The 15,974-nt window shown below is 47.5% G+C and carries 9 protein-coding genes and 1 pseudogene; 6 read left to right on the plus strand and 4 right to left on the minus strand.

All coding sequences use genetic code 11. The features are described 5' to 3' along the window. Positions 1 to 177: 177 nt before the first annotated feature. Both B5F25_RS08665 and B5F25_RS08670 read right to left on the minus strand, forming a co-directional pair. Positions 178 to 1,254 (minus strand): annotated as a pseudogene (locus B5F25_RS08665) (RHS repeat-associated core domain-containing protein); the annotation flags it as partial. A gap of 536 nt (positions 1,255 to 1,790) precedes the next feature. Beyond that, the gene (locus tag B5F25_RS08670) at positions 1,791 to 3,053 is read right to left on the minus strand and encodes a peptidase U32 family protein (RefSeq protein ID WP_087248960.1); all 1,263 of its coding nucleotides are present in this window, start codon (positions 3,051 to 3,053) and stop codon (positions 1,791 to 1,793) included. A gap of 270 nt (positions 3,054 to 3,323) precedes the next feature. Here B5F25_RS08670 and B5F25_RS08675 point away from each other — a divergent pair, with 270 nt between their 5' ends. The 4 genes from B5F25_RS08675 to B5F25_RS08690 all read left to right on the plus strand — a co-directional run bounded on the left by B5F25_RS08675 (position 3,324) and on the right by B5F25_RS08690 (position 10,206). Then, entirely contained in the window at positions 3,324 to 6,425 is a 3,102-nt protein-coding gene (locus B5F25_RS08675; RefSeq protein WP_087248962.1) for a TonB-dependent receptor, read from the plus strand. Between the two features lie 16 nt (positions 6,426 to 6,441). Next, a complete protein-coding gene (locus B5F25_RS08680) occupies positions 6,442 to 8,076 on the plus strand; it encodes a RagB/SusD family nutrient uptake outer membrane protein (protein WP_087248964.1) in 1,635 nt (544 codons plus the stop codon). 134 nt (positions 8,077 to 8,210) lie between these two features. Further along, on the plus strand, positions 8,211 to 9,227 hold the full coding sequence (gene dusB / locus B5F25_RS08685; RefSeq protein WP_022039134.1) for a tRNA dihydrouridine synthase DusB: 1,017 nt from the start codon (positions 8,211 to 8,213) through the stop codon (positions 9,225 to 9,227). Continuing rightward, positions 9,220 to 10,206 (plus strand): DUF3089 domain-containing protein, encoded by a 987-nt coding sequence (locus B5F25_RS08690; protein ID WP_241148381.1) that lies wholly within the window; start codon positions 9,220 to 9,222, stop codon positions 10,204 to 10,206. Before dusB ends, B5F25_RS08690 begins: the two co-directional genes overlap by 8 nt. A gap of 33 nt (positions 10,207 to 10,239) precedes the next feature. Here B5F25_RS08690 and B5F25_RS08695 read toward each other — a convergent pair whose 3' ends face one another. Together B5F25_RS08695 and B5F25_RS08700 are read right to left on the minus strand one after the other, a co-directional pair. Continuing rightward, entirely contained in the window at positions 10,240 to 12,270 is a 2,031-nt protein-coding gene (locus tag B5F25_RS08695) for a glycoside hydrolase family 65 protein (protein ID WP_087248966.1), read from the minus strand. 121 nt (positions 12,271 to 12,391) lie between these two features. Further along, positions 12,392 to 13,888, minus strand: coding sequence for an acetyl-CoA hydrolase/transferase family protein (locus tag B5F25_RS08700; RefSeq protein ID WP_022039137.1), 1,497 nt, complete (start codon positions 13,886 to 13,888; stop codon positions 12,392 to 12,394). A gap of 56 nt (positions 13,889 to 13,944) precedes the next feature. Here B5F25_RS08700 and B5F25_RS21130 point away from each other — a divergent pair, with 56 nt between their 5' ends. Further along, a complete protein-coding gene (locus B5F25_RS21130; RefSeq protein WP_140406895.1) occupies positions 13,945 to 14,196 on the plus strand; it encodes a hypothetical protein in 252 nt (83 codons plus the stop codon). A gap of 360 nt (positions 14,197 to 14,556) precedes the next feature. Further along, on the plus strand, positions 14,557 to 15,930 hold the full coding sequence (gene miaB / locus B5F25_RS08710) for a tRNA (N6-isopentenyl adenosine(37)-C2)-methylthiotransferase MiaB (protein ID WP_087248970.1): 1,374 nt from the start codon (positions 14,557 to 14,559) through the stop codon (positions 15,928 to 15,930). Positions 15,931 to 15,974 lie beyond the last annotated feature (44 nt).

Genomic DNA, 15,974 nt, shown 5'->3' on the forward strand with positions numbered 1-15,974 from the left:
CTTCTTTCAGATTCCAACTCGCGATGGACACCCTTGCTTTGGGCTGTATGATTCCCGCTATTAGGGCTCATTAGGGACTTGCACCCGTTAGCTAATACTCATGCCGAGCATACATCAAACCTTGTCCTCCCCAAAACACAGGGAGGACAAAATCTGACATTCTATTTAATGAAACCTTCATCGTCTTTTTATCACATATCCTGTCGGATTATTACGTATTATTGCATTATATGCAGCACTTGGCAAATAAGGATTGATTTTTATATTATTAATCTCTCCAAATTGTCGATTTACAATCTTAATAGCAGGATTGCGAGTCTCTATGTTAGCAGCATTTAATGCTTTTTGAACAGCAATCGAACAGTGATTTCCTATTAACGAATATCCCTGTTCTACTACATTCAAATATGTTCGAGAAATAATTCTATCTTGATTCGGAGTTGTAGGTATTAAATAACCTTCATCATAACCATAACCATTTACAGTACCATTCCTTAACTCTACATCTGTCGTTGACTGATTGTAATCATCATCCATAAACTCTTGAGGGGTGTCCCAAGCCTTTTCACCTTTATCGTCAAACGGTCCTCCTCCTATGCTTCCGTCTGTGGAATTATAAATCTTGTCACCATTGAACGAATAATAACGCCATTGCAGGGATTCGTCTTGAATAAGCATTCCTAAATGTTGTCCTTTTGTATAATTCAAAACAACAATACTGTCACCATTCACATCCACATTCACTACCGGATTATTGGCTGCATACTGATAAGGAGACAACAACGGATACTTCTCTGCAAACTTGTCAACCGTCACAAACCGTCCCAGTGCCGCATCATAGTGCCGTGCACCGTAATCGTACCAGTTCAAGCCGTTCTTGTTATCGAACTCCTTACCGTTATATTTGTACGGCTGGACATTGTTCGTTGCCGCGAACACCTCGCCGAAAGGATAATAATGGTTCGTTTCCTCGACCGTCCCCGTTGAGCTGATGACCACACGGTTATTACCTTGGTGGTCTTTCAGGTAGTAATGGTATTTACTGTCAGCCAAGGTGACATAGCCTTCTTCCGTCAACAAGTATTTCTGACTGCCGTTTTCATAGACCACACTGCCGCAATAGTCCGTTGTAGTAGTTGTACTTCCTATCTTATGAACCGTGCGTAGCTTTGTACCATCAGCCGCATACAGATAGGTTATCGTATTCCCGTTCCCGAACGTGACCTTGCTTGGCAAATTTAAACAATTATATTGAGAAGCTGTTTTGAATTTCTCCAAAAAGTTTTTCTTGGCTTGATGTATCCGTTTTCGTGTGTGCTTTGGGCGATTTTTTGGTCCTTTTCGCTCCTGTCCTTCGTCAGATAGCCCGCTATCTTCCTCATCACAGAAGCGAAAATGCCTCAAAAACTCATCCCAAATCATCGCACGGTAAATTCAAAACAGCTTCTGAATATCTGTGATATTCTTATTCAAATCTTTCGTCAGGTTGCCGTTTTTACCAACGAGGTGGCAGAACTCTATAACCTGATTAAAATCGTAGACCGGAGTGCAAGGCTATAAGCTGATTTTAGTGCATAACGAGCTGCGCAACATAAGACAATCAGTCAAAAGAGAGAAGAGAATAAACTGCATGTCCAGTCCCAGTAGTATAGGACTACTGTCTTACAGCGTCAGGACTGCAGTCCTATATATATATAGGACTGCAGTCCTGGTATCTTAGGATTTTAAGAGGACTGGGATGTAAAGGACCATGCTGCTAATTGACTTCCCAATTCCTGCTTGCTTCCTGCTTATTTTCTTTTCAACTCCTCGGTCGGGACCATCCGGTACAGTTTGTCACTGGGGCGGATGCGTCCGGGCACCTTGAACGACACGTGCACGCCTTTGGGCACTACGTCCACCGGTTTCAGGTCGACACGGGCTTCGTCGAGGGTGACAAACATCGCGCCCGTAGTAGGACCCGTTATCAGCAGCTTGTCGCCTACCTTGATTTCGGACGCTTCTATCAGAAACTCAGCCACGCCGATGTTGGAGAAATACTTGATGCCCCGTCCGGCGTACACCTTGCGTTCGGTAGCGCCCGAACCGTAATTGCGGCTCCACTCTCCCAAGCGTTGCCCCAAGTAATAACCGTTCCAAAAGCCGCGGTTGAATACCGTCTTCAAGCGTTCGTCCCATGCGTCTTTCTTCGCTTCGGTAAACGTGCCGTCCAAGTACGACCGGATGGCTTCCTTATAGCACTCTACCACCGTCTTCACATACTCGGGTCCGCGGGCACGTCCCTCTATTTTGAACACCCGCACGCCCGCTTCTATCATTTCGTCCATAAAGCGGATGGTCTTCAGGTCTTTGGGCGACATGATGTACTGGTTATCCACTTCCAGTTCGATGTCGCTTTCCTTGTCTTTTACAATATAGGCGCGGCGGCACACCTGCATACAGGCACCGCGGTTGGCGGAAGCGTTCAGTTCGTTCAGGCTGAGGTAACACTTGCCCGATACCGCCATGCACAACGCTCCGTGGCAGAACATCTCGATACGCACGGGTTGCCCCATCGGGCCGGTGATGTGCTGCTCATGGATGGCATCGTATATCTTGCGCACCTGTTTCAGGTTCAGTTCACGTGCCAGCACCACCACGTCGGCAAACTGGGCATAAAAGCGCAGTGCCTCCACATTGCTGATGTTCAGTTGGGTAGAAAGGTGCACTTCCTGCCCGATTTGGTTGCAATACGCCATTACCGCCACATCGGCGGCAATCACCGCACTGATGCCTGCCTGTTTTGCCGCATCGATAATCCGGCGCATCAGCTCCAGGTCTTCATCGTAAATGATGGTATTCACCGTGAGGTAACTCTTTACCCCGTGCTCGTCGCACGTGCGTGCTATCTCGCGCAAGTCGTCAATGGTAAATGTGCTTGCCGACCGTGCCCGCATGTTCAAACTCTCGATACCGAAATAGATGGAATCTGCTCCGGCATGAATAGCCGCCGCCAGTGATTCGCGCGAACCTACCGGTGCCATAATCTCAAAGTCTTTTATCGGATAATCCATATTTCTTCTGATTTAGGCTGCAAAGGTAGCGATTTTCCAGCAATCATTGTGTATCTTTTATGCATAATGATAGAATAAATACCCAAAAACGAAACCCGATGTGCGCATATTTTCACTTTTCTATGTCATTTATTCAAAGAATTTACTATTTTTGCGCCCGTTTTTTGGGAAACAGACAAAACTATTCAATAAACCATAAACAATGTTTCTCCATAAGAGAGAGAGAAACCAACTGTAAACTATAAACACATAACAACCAATTAAACACTTATGAGCAGGTCACTAACTCTGCTATGCATGCTTTTGTTCTGCATAGCGACGTATGCGCAACGCATCACTGTTTCGGGAAAAGTCACTGCCGGAGGCGAAGGTTTGCCCGGCGTGACAGTAGCGGTAAAAGGAAGTACTAACGGTACAATCACCTCCATGGATGGCGACTATTCGCTACAGACCGAACCACAAAACACATTGGTATTTTCATTTATCGGCTACGAAACTCAGGAAGTTCCTATAAATGGGCAGAAAACCATTAACATAGAAATGCACGAATCCAGTATTGCCATCGATGAGGTGGTTATCGCCGTGCCCTACGGTACTGCAAAAAAATCTACCTTCACCGGTTCGGCAAGTGTAATCGACAAGAAAATCATTGCCGCCTCACAGGTATCCAGCGTGTCGAAAGCATTGCAAGGAACCGTAGCTGGTCTGCAATCGTTCTCTACCAGCGGACAACCGGGTGAAGATGCCAGCATCTACATTCGCGGCGTAGGTTCTGCCAATGCCACCACCACACCGCTGTACGTAGTGGACGGCGTGCCTTACGACGGTGCCTTGTCGTCTATCTCTTCGCAAGACATTGCTTCGGTGACTGTACTGAAGGATGCCGCCGCCGCTTCACTGTATGGTTCACGTGCTGCCAACGGTGTGATTATGATTACTACCAAGCAAGGACAAAACGGTTCGGCTCCTACCATCCAGCTTTCAGCCAAGTATGGTTTTTCGAGTCGCGCCGTACGCGACTACGACCAGTTGAGTACGAACGACTACTTCATGCTGCAATGGGAGGCACTCCGCAACAGCTATATGGACAACGGTCAAAGTGCTGAATCGGCTGCACAGACAGCTTCTTCTATTCTTGCCACTACGGCAACAGGTGGCTTGGGTATCAACCCTTACGGCACACAATATCCCCAACCGGTAGGCACGGATGGCAAAATCGTGGCAGGTGCTACTCCGCTGTGGGATGACAGTTGGGAAGATGCTTTAAGCCAGGATGCCCATTATACTGATATCAGTGCCAGCATCTCGGGTGGTAGCGAACGTACCAAGTATTATTTCTCGCTGGGCTACCTGAACGACCAAGGTGCTTACATCTGTTCGGGCTTCAAGCGTTATAACCTCCGTACCAATATCACGACCGACTTGCGCAAATGGTTGCAGGTAGGACTGAACGTATCGGCTACCCACTCTGTTCAGGATTATCCGAAACAAGACGATACGGCTATCGGAAACATCGTACTGGCCGCCCGCAGTATTCCGTCGTTTTATCCTGTGTATGAACGTGACTTGACCACCGGCGAATATTTGCTGGATGAAAATGGCAACCGTATTTACGATTACGGAAACTACCGCAAAGGTTCGTACAACGGTTATAACTTCGCGCAATCCATGTTGTACGACAAAAAAGAATACAAGCGCGATGCGGCTTCGATACGCGGTTATCTGCAAATCACTCCCCTTGAAGGATTGAGCTACAAAATGTCGCTCAACATCGACTACAACAGCCGCTTCGCACATTTTTACGACAATCCCACTTACGGCAAAGAACCATTGACCGGTGGAGTGGAGAAGGAAAACGTGCGTACAACGGGACTTACTTATAATAATGTCATCAACTGGAACCATACGTTCAACGAAAATCACGACGTACGCCTGATGGCTGGTCAGGAATATTACGAATACAACACGTCCAATTTTGGAGGTTCCCGTACCGGTGTCATTACCGACGGTTACTACGAACCCGATGTAGCTTCTACACTGAGTTCTTTCTATGGCAACAGCGACCAATACAAATTGTTGAGCTTCTTCGGCAGTGCGGAATATTCGTACCAAAGCAAGTATTTCGTATCGGCATCGGTACGTACCGACGGCTCGTCACGTTTCCACCCCGACCACCGCTGGGGAACATTCTGGTCGTTTGGCGGTTCGTGGAAGATTTCACGTGAAAAATTCCTTGAAGAGGCTGCAAACGACTGGTTGACCAACCTGACCCTCCGTGCCAGCTACGGTGCACAGGGTAACGACAATGTGGGTTATTATGCCTATAAGGCACTGTATGAAATAGGCAGTTCATTCGGCGAATCTACCTTGCACGCTTCACGTCTGGAAACACCGGAACTGAGTTGGGAAACCAATCTGAACCTGAACGTGGGACTTGACTTCGGTTTCTGGAGCAACCGCCTCAACGGAACCATCGAATTTTTCCAACGTGCATCTAAAGATCTGCTCTTCGCACGCGACCTCGTTCCGTCGGGAGGATTTTCCAGCATTGATGCCAACATCGGTAAACTGAAAAACTATGGTTGGGAATTTACCATTAACGGTACGCCTGTACTGACCAAAGACTGGACGTGGAAACTCAGTGTCAACGCTACGACATACAAGAACGAAATCGTTGAATTGCCTACTGACGTGATGTGGCAAAGCACCAAGAAATGGGTGAAAGGTGGCTCGCTGTACGACTTCTGGTTGTATGAATGGGCAGGTGTGAATCCGGAAAACGGTAATCCGCAATGGTATTATACCGATACCGACGGAAGCCGGAAAATCACCGAAGACTATTCCAGCCTGACTTCGGACGACAAGGTGAAGGTGGGCAGTTCGTTGCCGAAAGTAAGCGGTGGTTTCCAGTCAGACCTGACCTGGAGAGACCTTTCACTCTCGATGTTGTTCTCATACGCTATCGGCGGCAAGCTGTATAACAACGACTACAAAAGCATGATCAGCGTATCGGGAGGAAACGGTTCTACCTTAAGCAAGGATATGCTCAACCGGTGGACACCTGAAAACCGCTATACCGACATCCCGCGTCTGTCGTACGACCAGACCAGCTACTTCACCAGCAGTTCCAGCCGCTGGTTGGTAAACCGTTCGTTCTTGCGCCTGAAAACCGTTACATTATCGTATAACCTGCCAGAGAAATGGCTGCACTATGCCACTATCAAGCAGGCAAGCATCTTCCTGCAGGGCGAAAACCTGCTGACTTTCTGCCACCAGCAGGGACTTGACCCCGAACAGCCTATTAATGGTATGGTTTCATACCGTTATCCGGCAATGAAGACATTCTCTTTCGGTATTAATGTAACACTTTAAAAAACACTTTTAAACTATGAAACTGAATTTTAAGACTATATGCTTTGGGGCACTGGCTGCCTGCACCTTTACAGCCTGCGACCTGGATACGGCTCCCACGACTTCACTCGATGCAGATGCCGTTTACAAAAACACAGAAAATGCCGACCGTGTGATGCGTGGCGTATGGAACTATATTTTCAATAGTGGTTCAACGTATGCTTCCATCGGCTATGGTGCCATCATGATGAACGATGACTTTGCCGGTTCGGACGTAGTGCGTACCACCAGTTACGGATATTCATCCAGCTATAACCTGACAAACGGCTATGGACGCGGCGAAATCAATGACGTGATGTGGGACATGGTATACGACCCCATCAACAACTGCAATGCTGTATTGGCAAACATTGATAACATCGAAGGCGAACAAACAGAGAAAGACCGTATCAAGGGACAGGCTTACGCTACACGTGGTTTCCTTTACATGCTGTTGGCAAGCCACTATTCTTTCGCTATCGACAAAGACCCTAATGCCGTATGTGTACCCATCTACACCGAGCCTACCAGCTACGATATGGCAGTAACCGGGAAACCCGCATCCAGCGTATCGGAAGTATATGCGCAGGCACTTGCCGACCTGAAAGCCGGATATGATTTGATTCCGACGGATTATAACCGTGGAAGTAACGCGACCGACCAGTATAAAATAGACCATACAGTAGTAACAGGCTTGCTGGCACGTACCAGCCTGTACGCCCGCGAATGGCAGGAAGCCTACAATTATGCCGATGAAGCCATGAACCTGAAAAACCGTTACCTGATGAATGAAACGGAATACAAGAGCGGATTCAACAATGCCTTAAACCAGGAATGGATGTGGGGTTACTCATGTACTATTGACGACAACCTTCCCGCCTATAACTTTCATTTCAAAGATAGCACGACACCAGGAAGCGGTTACTCTTGCCTGAATGTAGACCCTTATTTCAAAGAACTGTTTGATGATAATGATTACCGTAAAGGAATGTTCTTTTGGGGTCCCAATGCCGGATACGGTGAATGGACCATGCTGAGTTCGAAGTTCAAATTCGCCGATGTCGACAATATGCTTGCCGACATTGTGATGATGCGTGTAGCCGAAATGTACCTTATCAAGGCAGAAGCTGCAGCACACCTGCCGGGAAAAACCAGTGAGGCACAAAGCCTGTTGAAAGAACTGCGCGACGCACGTATGAAACCGGGCTATACCGCAGCCGAAATTACAGCTACAGGTGATGACCTCCTGAAAGAAATCTGGCTGGAACGCCGCAAGGAACTGTGGGGAGAAGGATTTGCACTGACTGATATCATCCGCAACCAGCAACCGGTAGAGCGTAAGGCATGGCAACACTTCGTAGAATGTACTTATAACGAACATGAAGATGGAAGCGTAACCGACAAGACACCTATCGTAACCGAAACCGGAGATGTCATCTTTGCCGATGATAAAGACGAGGCTTACCAAAGCAAATATTGCGTTATCCTGCAAGGACACTCTACCGTGAAGCTTCCCGACGGAACAGATTTTGTTCCGAACAGCAAGTACTACTTGTTCCGTATCACTGAACAGGAAGAGCTGCAAAACCTGAATCTGTACAACGACCATCCGAAACTGGATATTTACAGATAATCTGGCAAACGGAAGGAAGGCATAAATACTCTTCAATGCCAGCCAGACAAATAAAAAGAGATGCTTCATACGGAGCATCTCTTTTTATTTTACTACTTTTGCAAACGAAAACCATCCTAATGAAACTTTACCCCATGAAGATACGAACCATCGACTTAGGAGAGAGACCCGTAGTGCTGGCTCCTATGGAAGACGTGACCGACCCCGCATTCCGCCTGCTCTGCAAAGAGTTTGGTGCCGATATGGTATATACCGAATTTGTATCGAGCGATGCCTTGATACGTTCGGTAGACAAGACGATGACGAAACTCAACATCAGTGCCGCCGAACGCCCCGTAGCCATCCAAATATATGGCAAGGATACCGATACAATGGTAGAAGCGGCACGCATCGTTGAACAGGCTCACCCCGACATTCTCGACTTAAACTTCGGTTGCCCGGTAAAGCGGGTGGCTGGTAAAGGGGCAGGGGCAGGCATGCTTCAGAATATCCCCAAAATGCTGGAGATAACCCGTGCCGTAGTGAATGCGGTGCAGATTCCTGTTACGGTAAAAACCCGCCTGGGATGGGACGAGAACCACAAAGTCATCGTAGAACTTGCCGAACAGTTGCAGGATTGCGGCATCGAGGCATTGACCATACACGGGCGTACCCGTGCACAGATGTACACCGGCGAAGCCGACTGGACCCTGATAGGTGAGGTAAAAAATAATCCGCGTATGCGCATTCCTATCATCGGGAACGGTGACATCACTACTCCCCAACGTGCCAAAGAATGTTTCGACCGCTACGGTGTGGATGCCATTATGATAGGCCGTGCCAGTTTCGGACGCCCGTGGATATTCAAGGAAGTGAAGCATTATCTGGAAACGGGCGAAGAACTTCCTCCACTTTCTTTCCGCTGGAAGCTGGACGTATTACGCCGTGAGGTACAAGACAGCATCAACCTGCTCGACGAGCGCCGGGGCATCCTCCACGTACGCCGTCACCTGGCAGCTTCTCCTTTATTTAAAGGTATTCCCAATTTCCGCGAAACCCGTATCGCCATGCTCCGTGCCGAAACCCAAGTGGAGCTTTATGCGATACTGGACCATATCGAAACAATATTGGAAGAACAAGCGAACCTGCAACAGACCTATGGACATGAATAACATGAAAACAACTTACAAGAAAAGCTTACAACTATTATCTCACCTGACGGGCATCGCCTGTCTGCTCCTTGCGCTGGTTTCTTGCGAGAAAGACTCATCCGCCCCCGCAAGCCCCACGATAGACTATTCGGACAACCGATGCTGGTTCGAGAATAAGCAAGACGCTACGGGAAAAGACGTAGACCTGTTTTATGTAGTCCCGACCTGCATTTGGGACTATACCGACTCGTTGGGGCAAACCCGGCACCACATGGACATCTTCAATACGGAACAACGTGCCTTGACAGACCCTTCCATCCAATTGGCTAAAAGCGTATTGGCAGATAGCTGCAACTTCTTCTCTCCTTATTACCGCCAGATTTCGATGGACAGCTGGCTCACCTTGGACACGGCACTCATCGAAGAGCGTTTCAAGCTGGCTTATCAAGACGTGGCGGACGCTTTCCATTATTATATGGAGCACGACAACCAAGGGAAACCGTTCATCCTTGCGGGACACAGCCAAGGAGCCAAGGCGGTTATCGAACTCCTGAAACGGGAAATGACACCCGACATCAGCCGGAAGCTCATCGCCACCTACGCCATCGGCTATACCGTGACACCGGAAGAACTTGCCGGTTATTCTACCTTGCGCCCTGCACAAGACTCTATAGATACGGGCGTGCTCATCGGATTCAATAGCGTAACCCGTCCCGATGCCGTATCGCCTTTGTTCCGAGACAATGTGGTGTGCATCAATCCTGTCAACTGGCGCACCGATGCTACCCCAGCTACCTCTTACCAAGGATTTACCGTCGCGCAAGACACTACGATTCATACACTTATCGTGACGGGCATCGATGAAGAGCAGTATTTCATCCCCAGCGTAGCAGCCCTGTTGCCTAAAGGAAACCTGCACGTGCAAGAGTTCAACCTTTATAACGAAGACCTGCGCAAGAACGTATTGCAACGCATCTGGGCATTCCGTCAGGCACAGTAATGCATTTCCCTATGAAAAGAGATGAATACCCTTTTACTGCTCCCGTACATAGACTTTCTTTTCCACTCCTACTCCTGTCACCGTAACCTTTTTCCAGTGCAAAGGCAAAACCGAAGGCAACTGTATAATGCCTTCTTCGGTTACTTGAAGCCCACAAAATCCATTCAGCACGGCTTGAAGCAAGCCTCCTGCTCCAGTCATGAAATAAGGGTTGTTGCTTGAAGGTGTTTCAGACAGTACCCCAAAAGGAGGACGCCAGTTAGGCTGATAACAACGGCAGAACATTTCATAGGCTTTTGCCGCATTGCCCATTCGTGCATATTGTACACAAAAAACGGCATACGACATCATTGGACCATCGCGCTGGTCAATGCGTTCAGCATAATAGGCAAGGTCTTTTTGCTGCTGCCTGACATCGGTGATTTTTCCCAACGGGTAAGCCAGCAGGTTGACATCTGCCTGTTTGATGGTTTCACCTTGATACGTGGCATGTTCACGCGTAACTCCATCTTCAAACTGCAAGATACGCAAACCACGGCTCACTTTACCCCATACAGAAGGTACTTGCTCACCACATACCCATCCGGCACGGGAAGCATAGTCTAATACCAACGAGGCGGAAGCGTTGGTAAAGGCATTATCGGTTACACCATTGGCATATTCATCCGCTCCAGTTACCCCGACAATCGAATAGGAACCGTCGGCATTACATACCGAACGACTTACCCAAAACTCTGCTATCTCCTTCAGCAACGGAAAACCTTCACGCTTCAGCCAGACAGAATCACGGGTCACACAATAATAATTCCAGCAAGCAATGCCCACATCTGCTGTGATATGATGTTCGAATGCCCCGGTCAGGGCAAATGTCGGTGTCGCCTCTTCGCCCGTATTATCACTTTCCCACGGATACATTGCTCCCTTATATCCGTATGCCATTGCTTTCCGGCGTGCAGGCTCTTTTCGGTCTACACGATAATCAAGCATCGACCGTGCCATATCGGGTTGCAGCAAAAGCATCGGAGGATACATCCAAAGTTCAGTATCCCAAAAGATATGTCCATTGTAACCTTGCGAAGAAAGTCCCATCGGTGGAATACTCAACCGGCTTCCGGCACGGCAGGATGCATATAAATTGAACAAGGCGAAACGTACCAACCGCTGGGCATCATCATCTCCTTCGATACGAATATCGCTTTGCCACAAGGTATTCCATAACCGTTCATGTGCCTGTATCAATTGCGTCTTTCCTTCGTGAACAGCGTATACCACCTGGCGTTCGGCTTCATTATAAGGATCAGTAAAGTCTCGTGACGAACAAATACTGCCTACCAACGAGAACGAAAGTGTTTCACCTTTTTTCAGAGACAACATAAAAAGCAGCTCGCCGGTTGCTTTATCAAACGAAGGTTTCCAGTGTTCAGCACCGTCGAACATAAAAGTCGATGCCGCTGCTACCTGCCTGTACTTTCTTGCAGAAACGGCTTCTGCCTCCAACAGATACAAGCGTGTACCATCGGCATCCAGTTCGCGATAGCGTACGGTATCGGCAGCATAGTCATCGGGCACATTCATACTGTTCCGTATCTCCAGCACTACATCCGTCAGTGCTTTCACCTGCACCGATACCAATCCAGCGTATGGAAGGTTTCGCAAAGCACGTAATTCAGACACTACTTGCACTTTCCGTCCTGCCTCAAATGTTGTGCGGTGCACTGCCTGGCGCATATCTACCGTCTGCTCCCAAGCCTTAATACAGGTAGTATCTATTATCATGCCATCTATTTTCATCTGTATTCCAAAAGGATTGATTCCTTTCATCACCCGGCTTACTACACCTGGAGCAGCTGCATCAAACACATGATTCAGCACTACCTGCCCTATGCGGAAAGGTTCTTTATCCGGCAAAATGCCAATACATCCGCTTGCCATCGGAGCCGAAGCATACGGAGCATGCAAATCTGTAGCCCGTACCTGCCACAAGGCATCGTTTTCTACACTTGCTTTCATTATATTCCAGCTGAATATACACGACAAAGCTATACCTAACCAACGTAGATTCATAATATTTAGCAACTGAAATTATTACAACAAAATGATTGAAAACAAAAAGACACGAAGACGCACTGTTTTTTCACGTTACATTTTCCTGTGTCTCCGTGTCTTTTTATTCATTGGTATATGTTCAAGAATCAAATTCGCTCCAATCGGTAAGCCGCATGTCGCCTTTCTTCAAGAATACCTGGTGCATACCCAGAGCAGCAGAAAGACTATGACAAGTCTGTCCTTTGGTAGAAATCTTCAGGTAATCCCATAGAAGTTGTTTGTAATCGGGGTGTGCACAGTTTTCAATGACGGCCTGTGCACGCTCCATCGGGCTTTTTCCACGCAAATCGGCAATACCCTGTTCGGTAATGATGACATTAACCGAATGTTCGCTGTGGTCAAGATGCGATACCATGGGCACAATAGAGCTGATACACCCGCCCTTAGCAGTAGAAGGACATGAGAATATGGAAATGTAAGCGCTGCGCGTAAAGTCGCCTGAACCACCGATACCGTTCATCATCTTCGTGCCGCAAATGTGGGTGGAGTTTACATTGCCGTAGATATCGGCTTCGATGGCGGTGTTCATCGAGATGACTCCGATGCGGCGGATTACTTCGGGACAGTTGGATATTTCGGACGGACGGAGCACCAGCTTGTGGGCGAAGAAGTCCATGTTTTCGTAAATGTCTTCCAGGCAATCATTTGTTACACTGAGCGAACAGGTACTTCCGAACTTGATACGTCCCTCTTTAATAAGGGTAATGACTGAATTCTGGATAACTTCAGTATACATTTCGAAAGGAGGAATACTCGAATCACGGCCTAAGGCGCTCAATACAGCATTGGCTATGTTGCCTACCCCCGATTGCAAAGGCAGAAACGTAGAAGGAATAATGCCCCGTTTCATATCTGCCGAAAGGAAATCGGCAACGTTTTGCCCGATTTTATCCGTTACCGGATCGGGGGCACTGAATCCGCGTGCTTCGTCGGGAATGTCTACTTCTACCACTCCCACGATTTTTTGAGGATCTACCTGAATGTAAGGAAGTCCGATACGGTCACTGGGACGTACGATGGGAATCGGACGACGGTAGGGAGGACGCTCCATTTCGTACAAGTCGTGCATACCAATGATGCGTTTACTGTGTGCAGCGTTCAGTTCAATAATGACCCGGTCGGCAAGACGGGCGATGGTAGGTGTAATGCCTACGCCGGCAGTAAGGTAAATACGTCCGTCATCAGTCAATTCACAAGCTTCCACAATGGCAGTAGTGACATGTCCCAAAAAACCGGACCGTAAGCGTTGAGCCACTTGCGAAAGATGAATGTCGGTGTAATTGATTTCTCCATTGTTCACCGCTTTGCGGAAATCGGTGTTGGTGGTATAAGGGGCACGGAATTTGATAGCATGTGCCCGTGTCAATACCCCATCACACGAGTCGCCTGTTGAGGCTCCTGTGATGATTCCAATGCGGAACTCTTCACCCCGCGCATGTTTTTCTTCGGCTTGTTTAGCCAGTTCGGCCGTAACGGCTTTGGGACTTCCTGCCGGAGTAAAGCCGCTAAGAGCTATGATTTCACCGTTTTGTATCAGGCTGGCAGCTTCTGCCGCCGTCATTCTGTTGTAGTTCATAGTGCTCAGGTATTAAAAATATGTATTAGTATTTCCGTTTGAATATCTCCGAATAAATGAATGCTTTCCGTGCTTCCGAAGGAGTACGGAACCGAATGCCAGACCGGGGCTGGCAAGAAAAGTCTGACGAAACAGGAGGTGGTGTATTCCGTGGTTTTGAGACACGACGTGCCGGCTTAATGGACTGTGCCGGTTGTACTTTCTCTACAACATTTTCTGCTTCCTCTACAGATTCTATAGGAAATGGAACCGTCGTTTTCGGTTGTTTGGACGGCCGTTTCTTAGGTTCCTTTGTCGCTTGCTTATAAATGGCAATGGCAATAATGGCAAGTATGATAAGGAAATTCGACATATTCGTATTATTAAAAAAGGATTTTGCCAAAGATAGTAATTTTTCACCGAAGAATCATAAGAACTGTTTGCTTATTGTGCGATACGGAATAGAATTATTATCTTTGCACCCGTTTTGGGTATGTATTATGATAGGAAAGTGAGTCACAGGTGGGCAGAAATGCGGGAAATGGGTAACAAAGGTTCTGTTTTTGTGTATTTCAATCTGTCTTGATGACTTTGAATTTGTTAATAATTAATAATACATGGCGAATGGCAGATAATTTTGTCATCCATTCCCGCCGTGCTTAGAATCTATAATATAAATAATTAATCGTATGACAAACCAGATTGCGGGAACGGACTTTAAATCCGCGACCGGAAAAGAAACAAAAAAATTGTTTATCGAGACCTACGGATGCCAGATGAACGTAGCCGATAGTGAAGTGGTGGCTTCCATTATGCAGATGGCCGGATACACGCCTTGCGACACACTGGATGAAGCCGATGCTGTGTTTATGAACACATGTTCCATCCGCGACAATGCCGAACAGAAAATCCTAAACCGGCTGGAATTTTTCCATGCCTTGCGGAAGAAGCGTAAACACCTTATTGTAGGTGTGTTGGGCTGTATGGCTGAACGGGTGAAAGAAGACTTGATAACTAATCACCACGTCGATTTAGTGGCAGGACCAGACGCTTACCTCGCTTTGCCTGACCTGATTGCTTCGGTAGAAGCAGGAGAGAAAGCTATCAATGTAGAACTTTCTACTACCGAGACATATCGCGATGTGATACCTTCACGCATTTGTGGCAACCGCATCTCAGGATACGTATCGATTATGCGCGGATGCAATAACTTCTGTCATTACTGCATTGTTCCTTATACCCGCGGACGTGAGCGGAGCCGTGATGTGGCAAGCATCCTGAATGAAGTGAATGACCTTCGACAGAAAGGTTATAAGGAAGTGACCTTATTGGGACAAAACGTAAACTCGTACCGTTTCGAGCAGGAAGACGGCAGCGTTATTACTTTTCCAATACTATTGCGCACAGTGGCAGAGGCGATACCTGATATGCGTGTCCGTTTTACCACATCACATCCCAAGGATATGAGCGACGAGACACTTCACGTAATAGCCGAAGTGCCCAATGTGTGCAAACATATCCATCTTCCTGTGCAGAGCGGCAGTTCACGTATTCTGAAACTGATGAACCGGAAATATACCCGTGAATGGTATTTGGAACGGGTAGCAGCCATCCGACGCATCATTCCAGATTGCGGACTGAGTACTGACATTTTCTCCGGTTTTCATTCGGAAACGGAAGAAGATCACCAGATGAGCCTTTCGCTGATGCGCGAATGTGCCTACGATTCTGCTTTTATGTTCAAGTATTCGGAACGTCCCGGCACATATGCCTCGAAACATTTGCCCGATGATGTACCCGAAGAGGTAAAAATCCGCCGGCTGAATGAGCTGATAGAACTTCAGAACCAACTTTCGGCAGAAAGCAATGCGAAAGACGTAGGCAAGACATTCGAAGTATTGGTAGAAGGAGTTTCCAAACGTTCGAAAGAGCAATTGTTCGGACGGACGGAACAGAACAAAGTCGTAGTGTTCGACCGTGGCATGCATCGGATAGGAGATTTCGTAAAAGTCCGTATTACCGACTCAAGTTCGGCTACACTCAAAGGAATAGAAGTGGTTTGAGAAAAAGCAGAACACTACATTTAATAAAGTAATATAAATAAGAA

Source organism: Bacteroides sp. An19 (assembly GCF_002160215.1).
In the GTDB taxonomy this organism is placed as follows: domain Bacteria; phylum Bacteroidota; class Bacteroidia; order Bacteroidales; family Bacteroidaceae; genus Phocaeicola; species Phocaeicola intestinalis.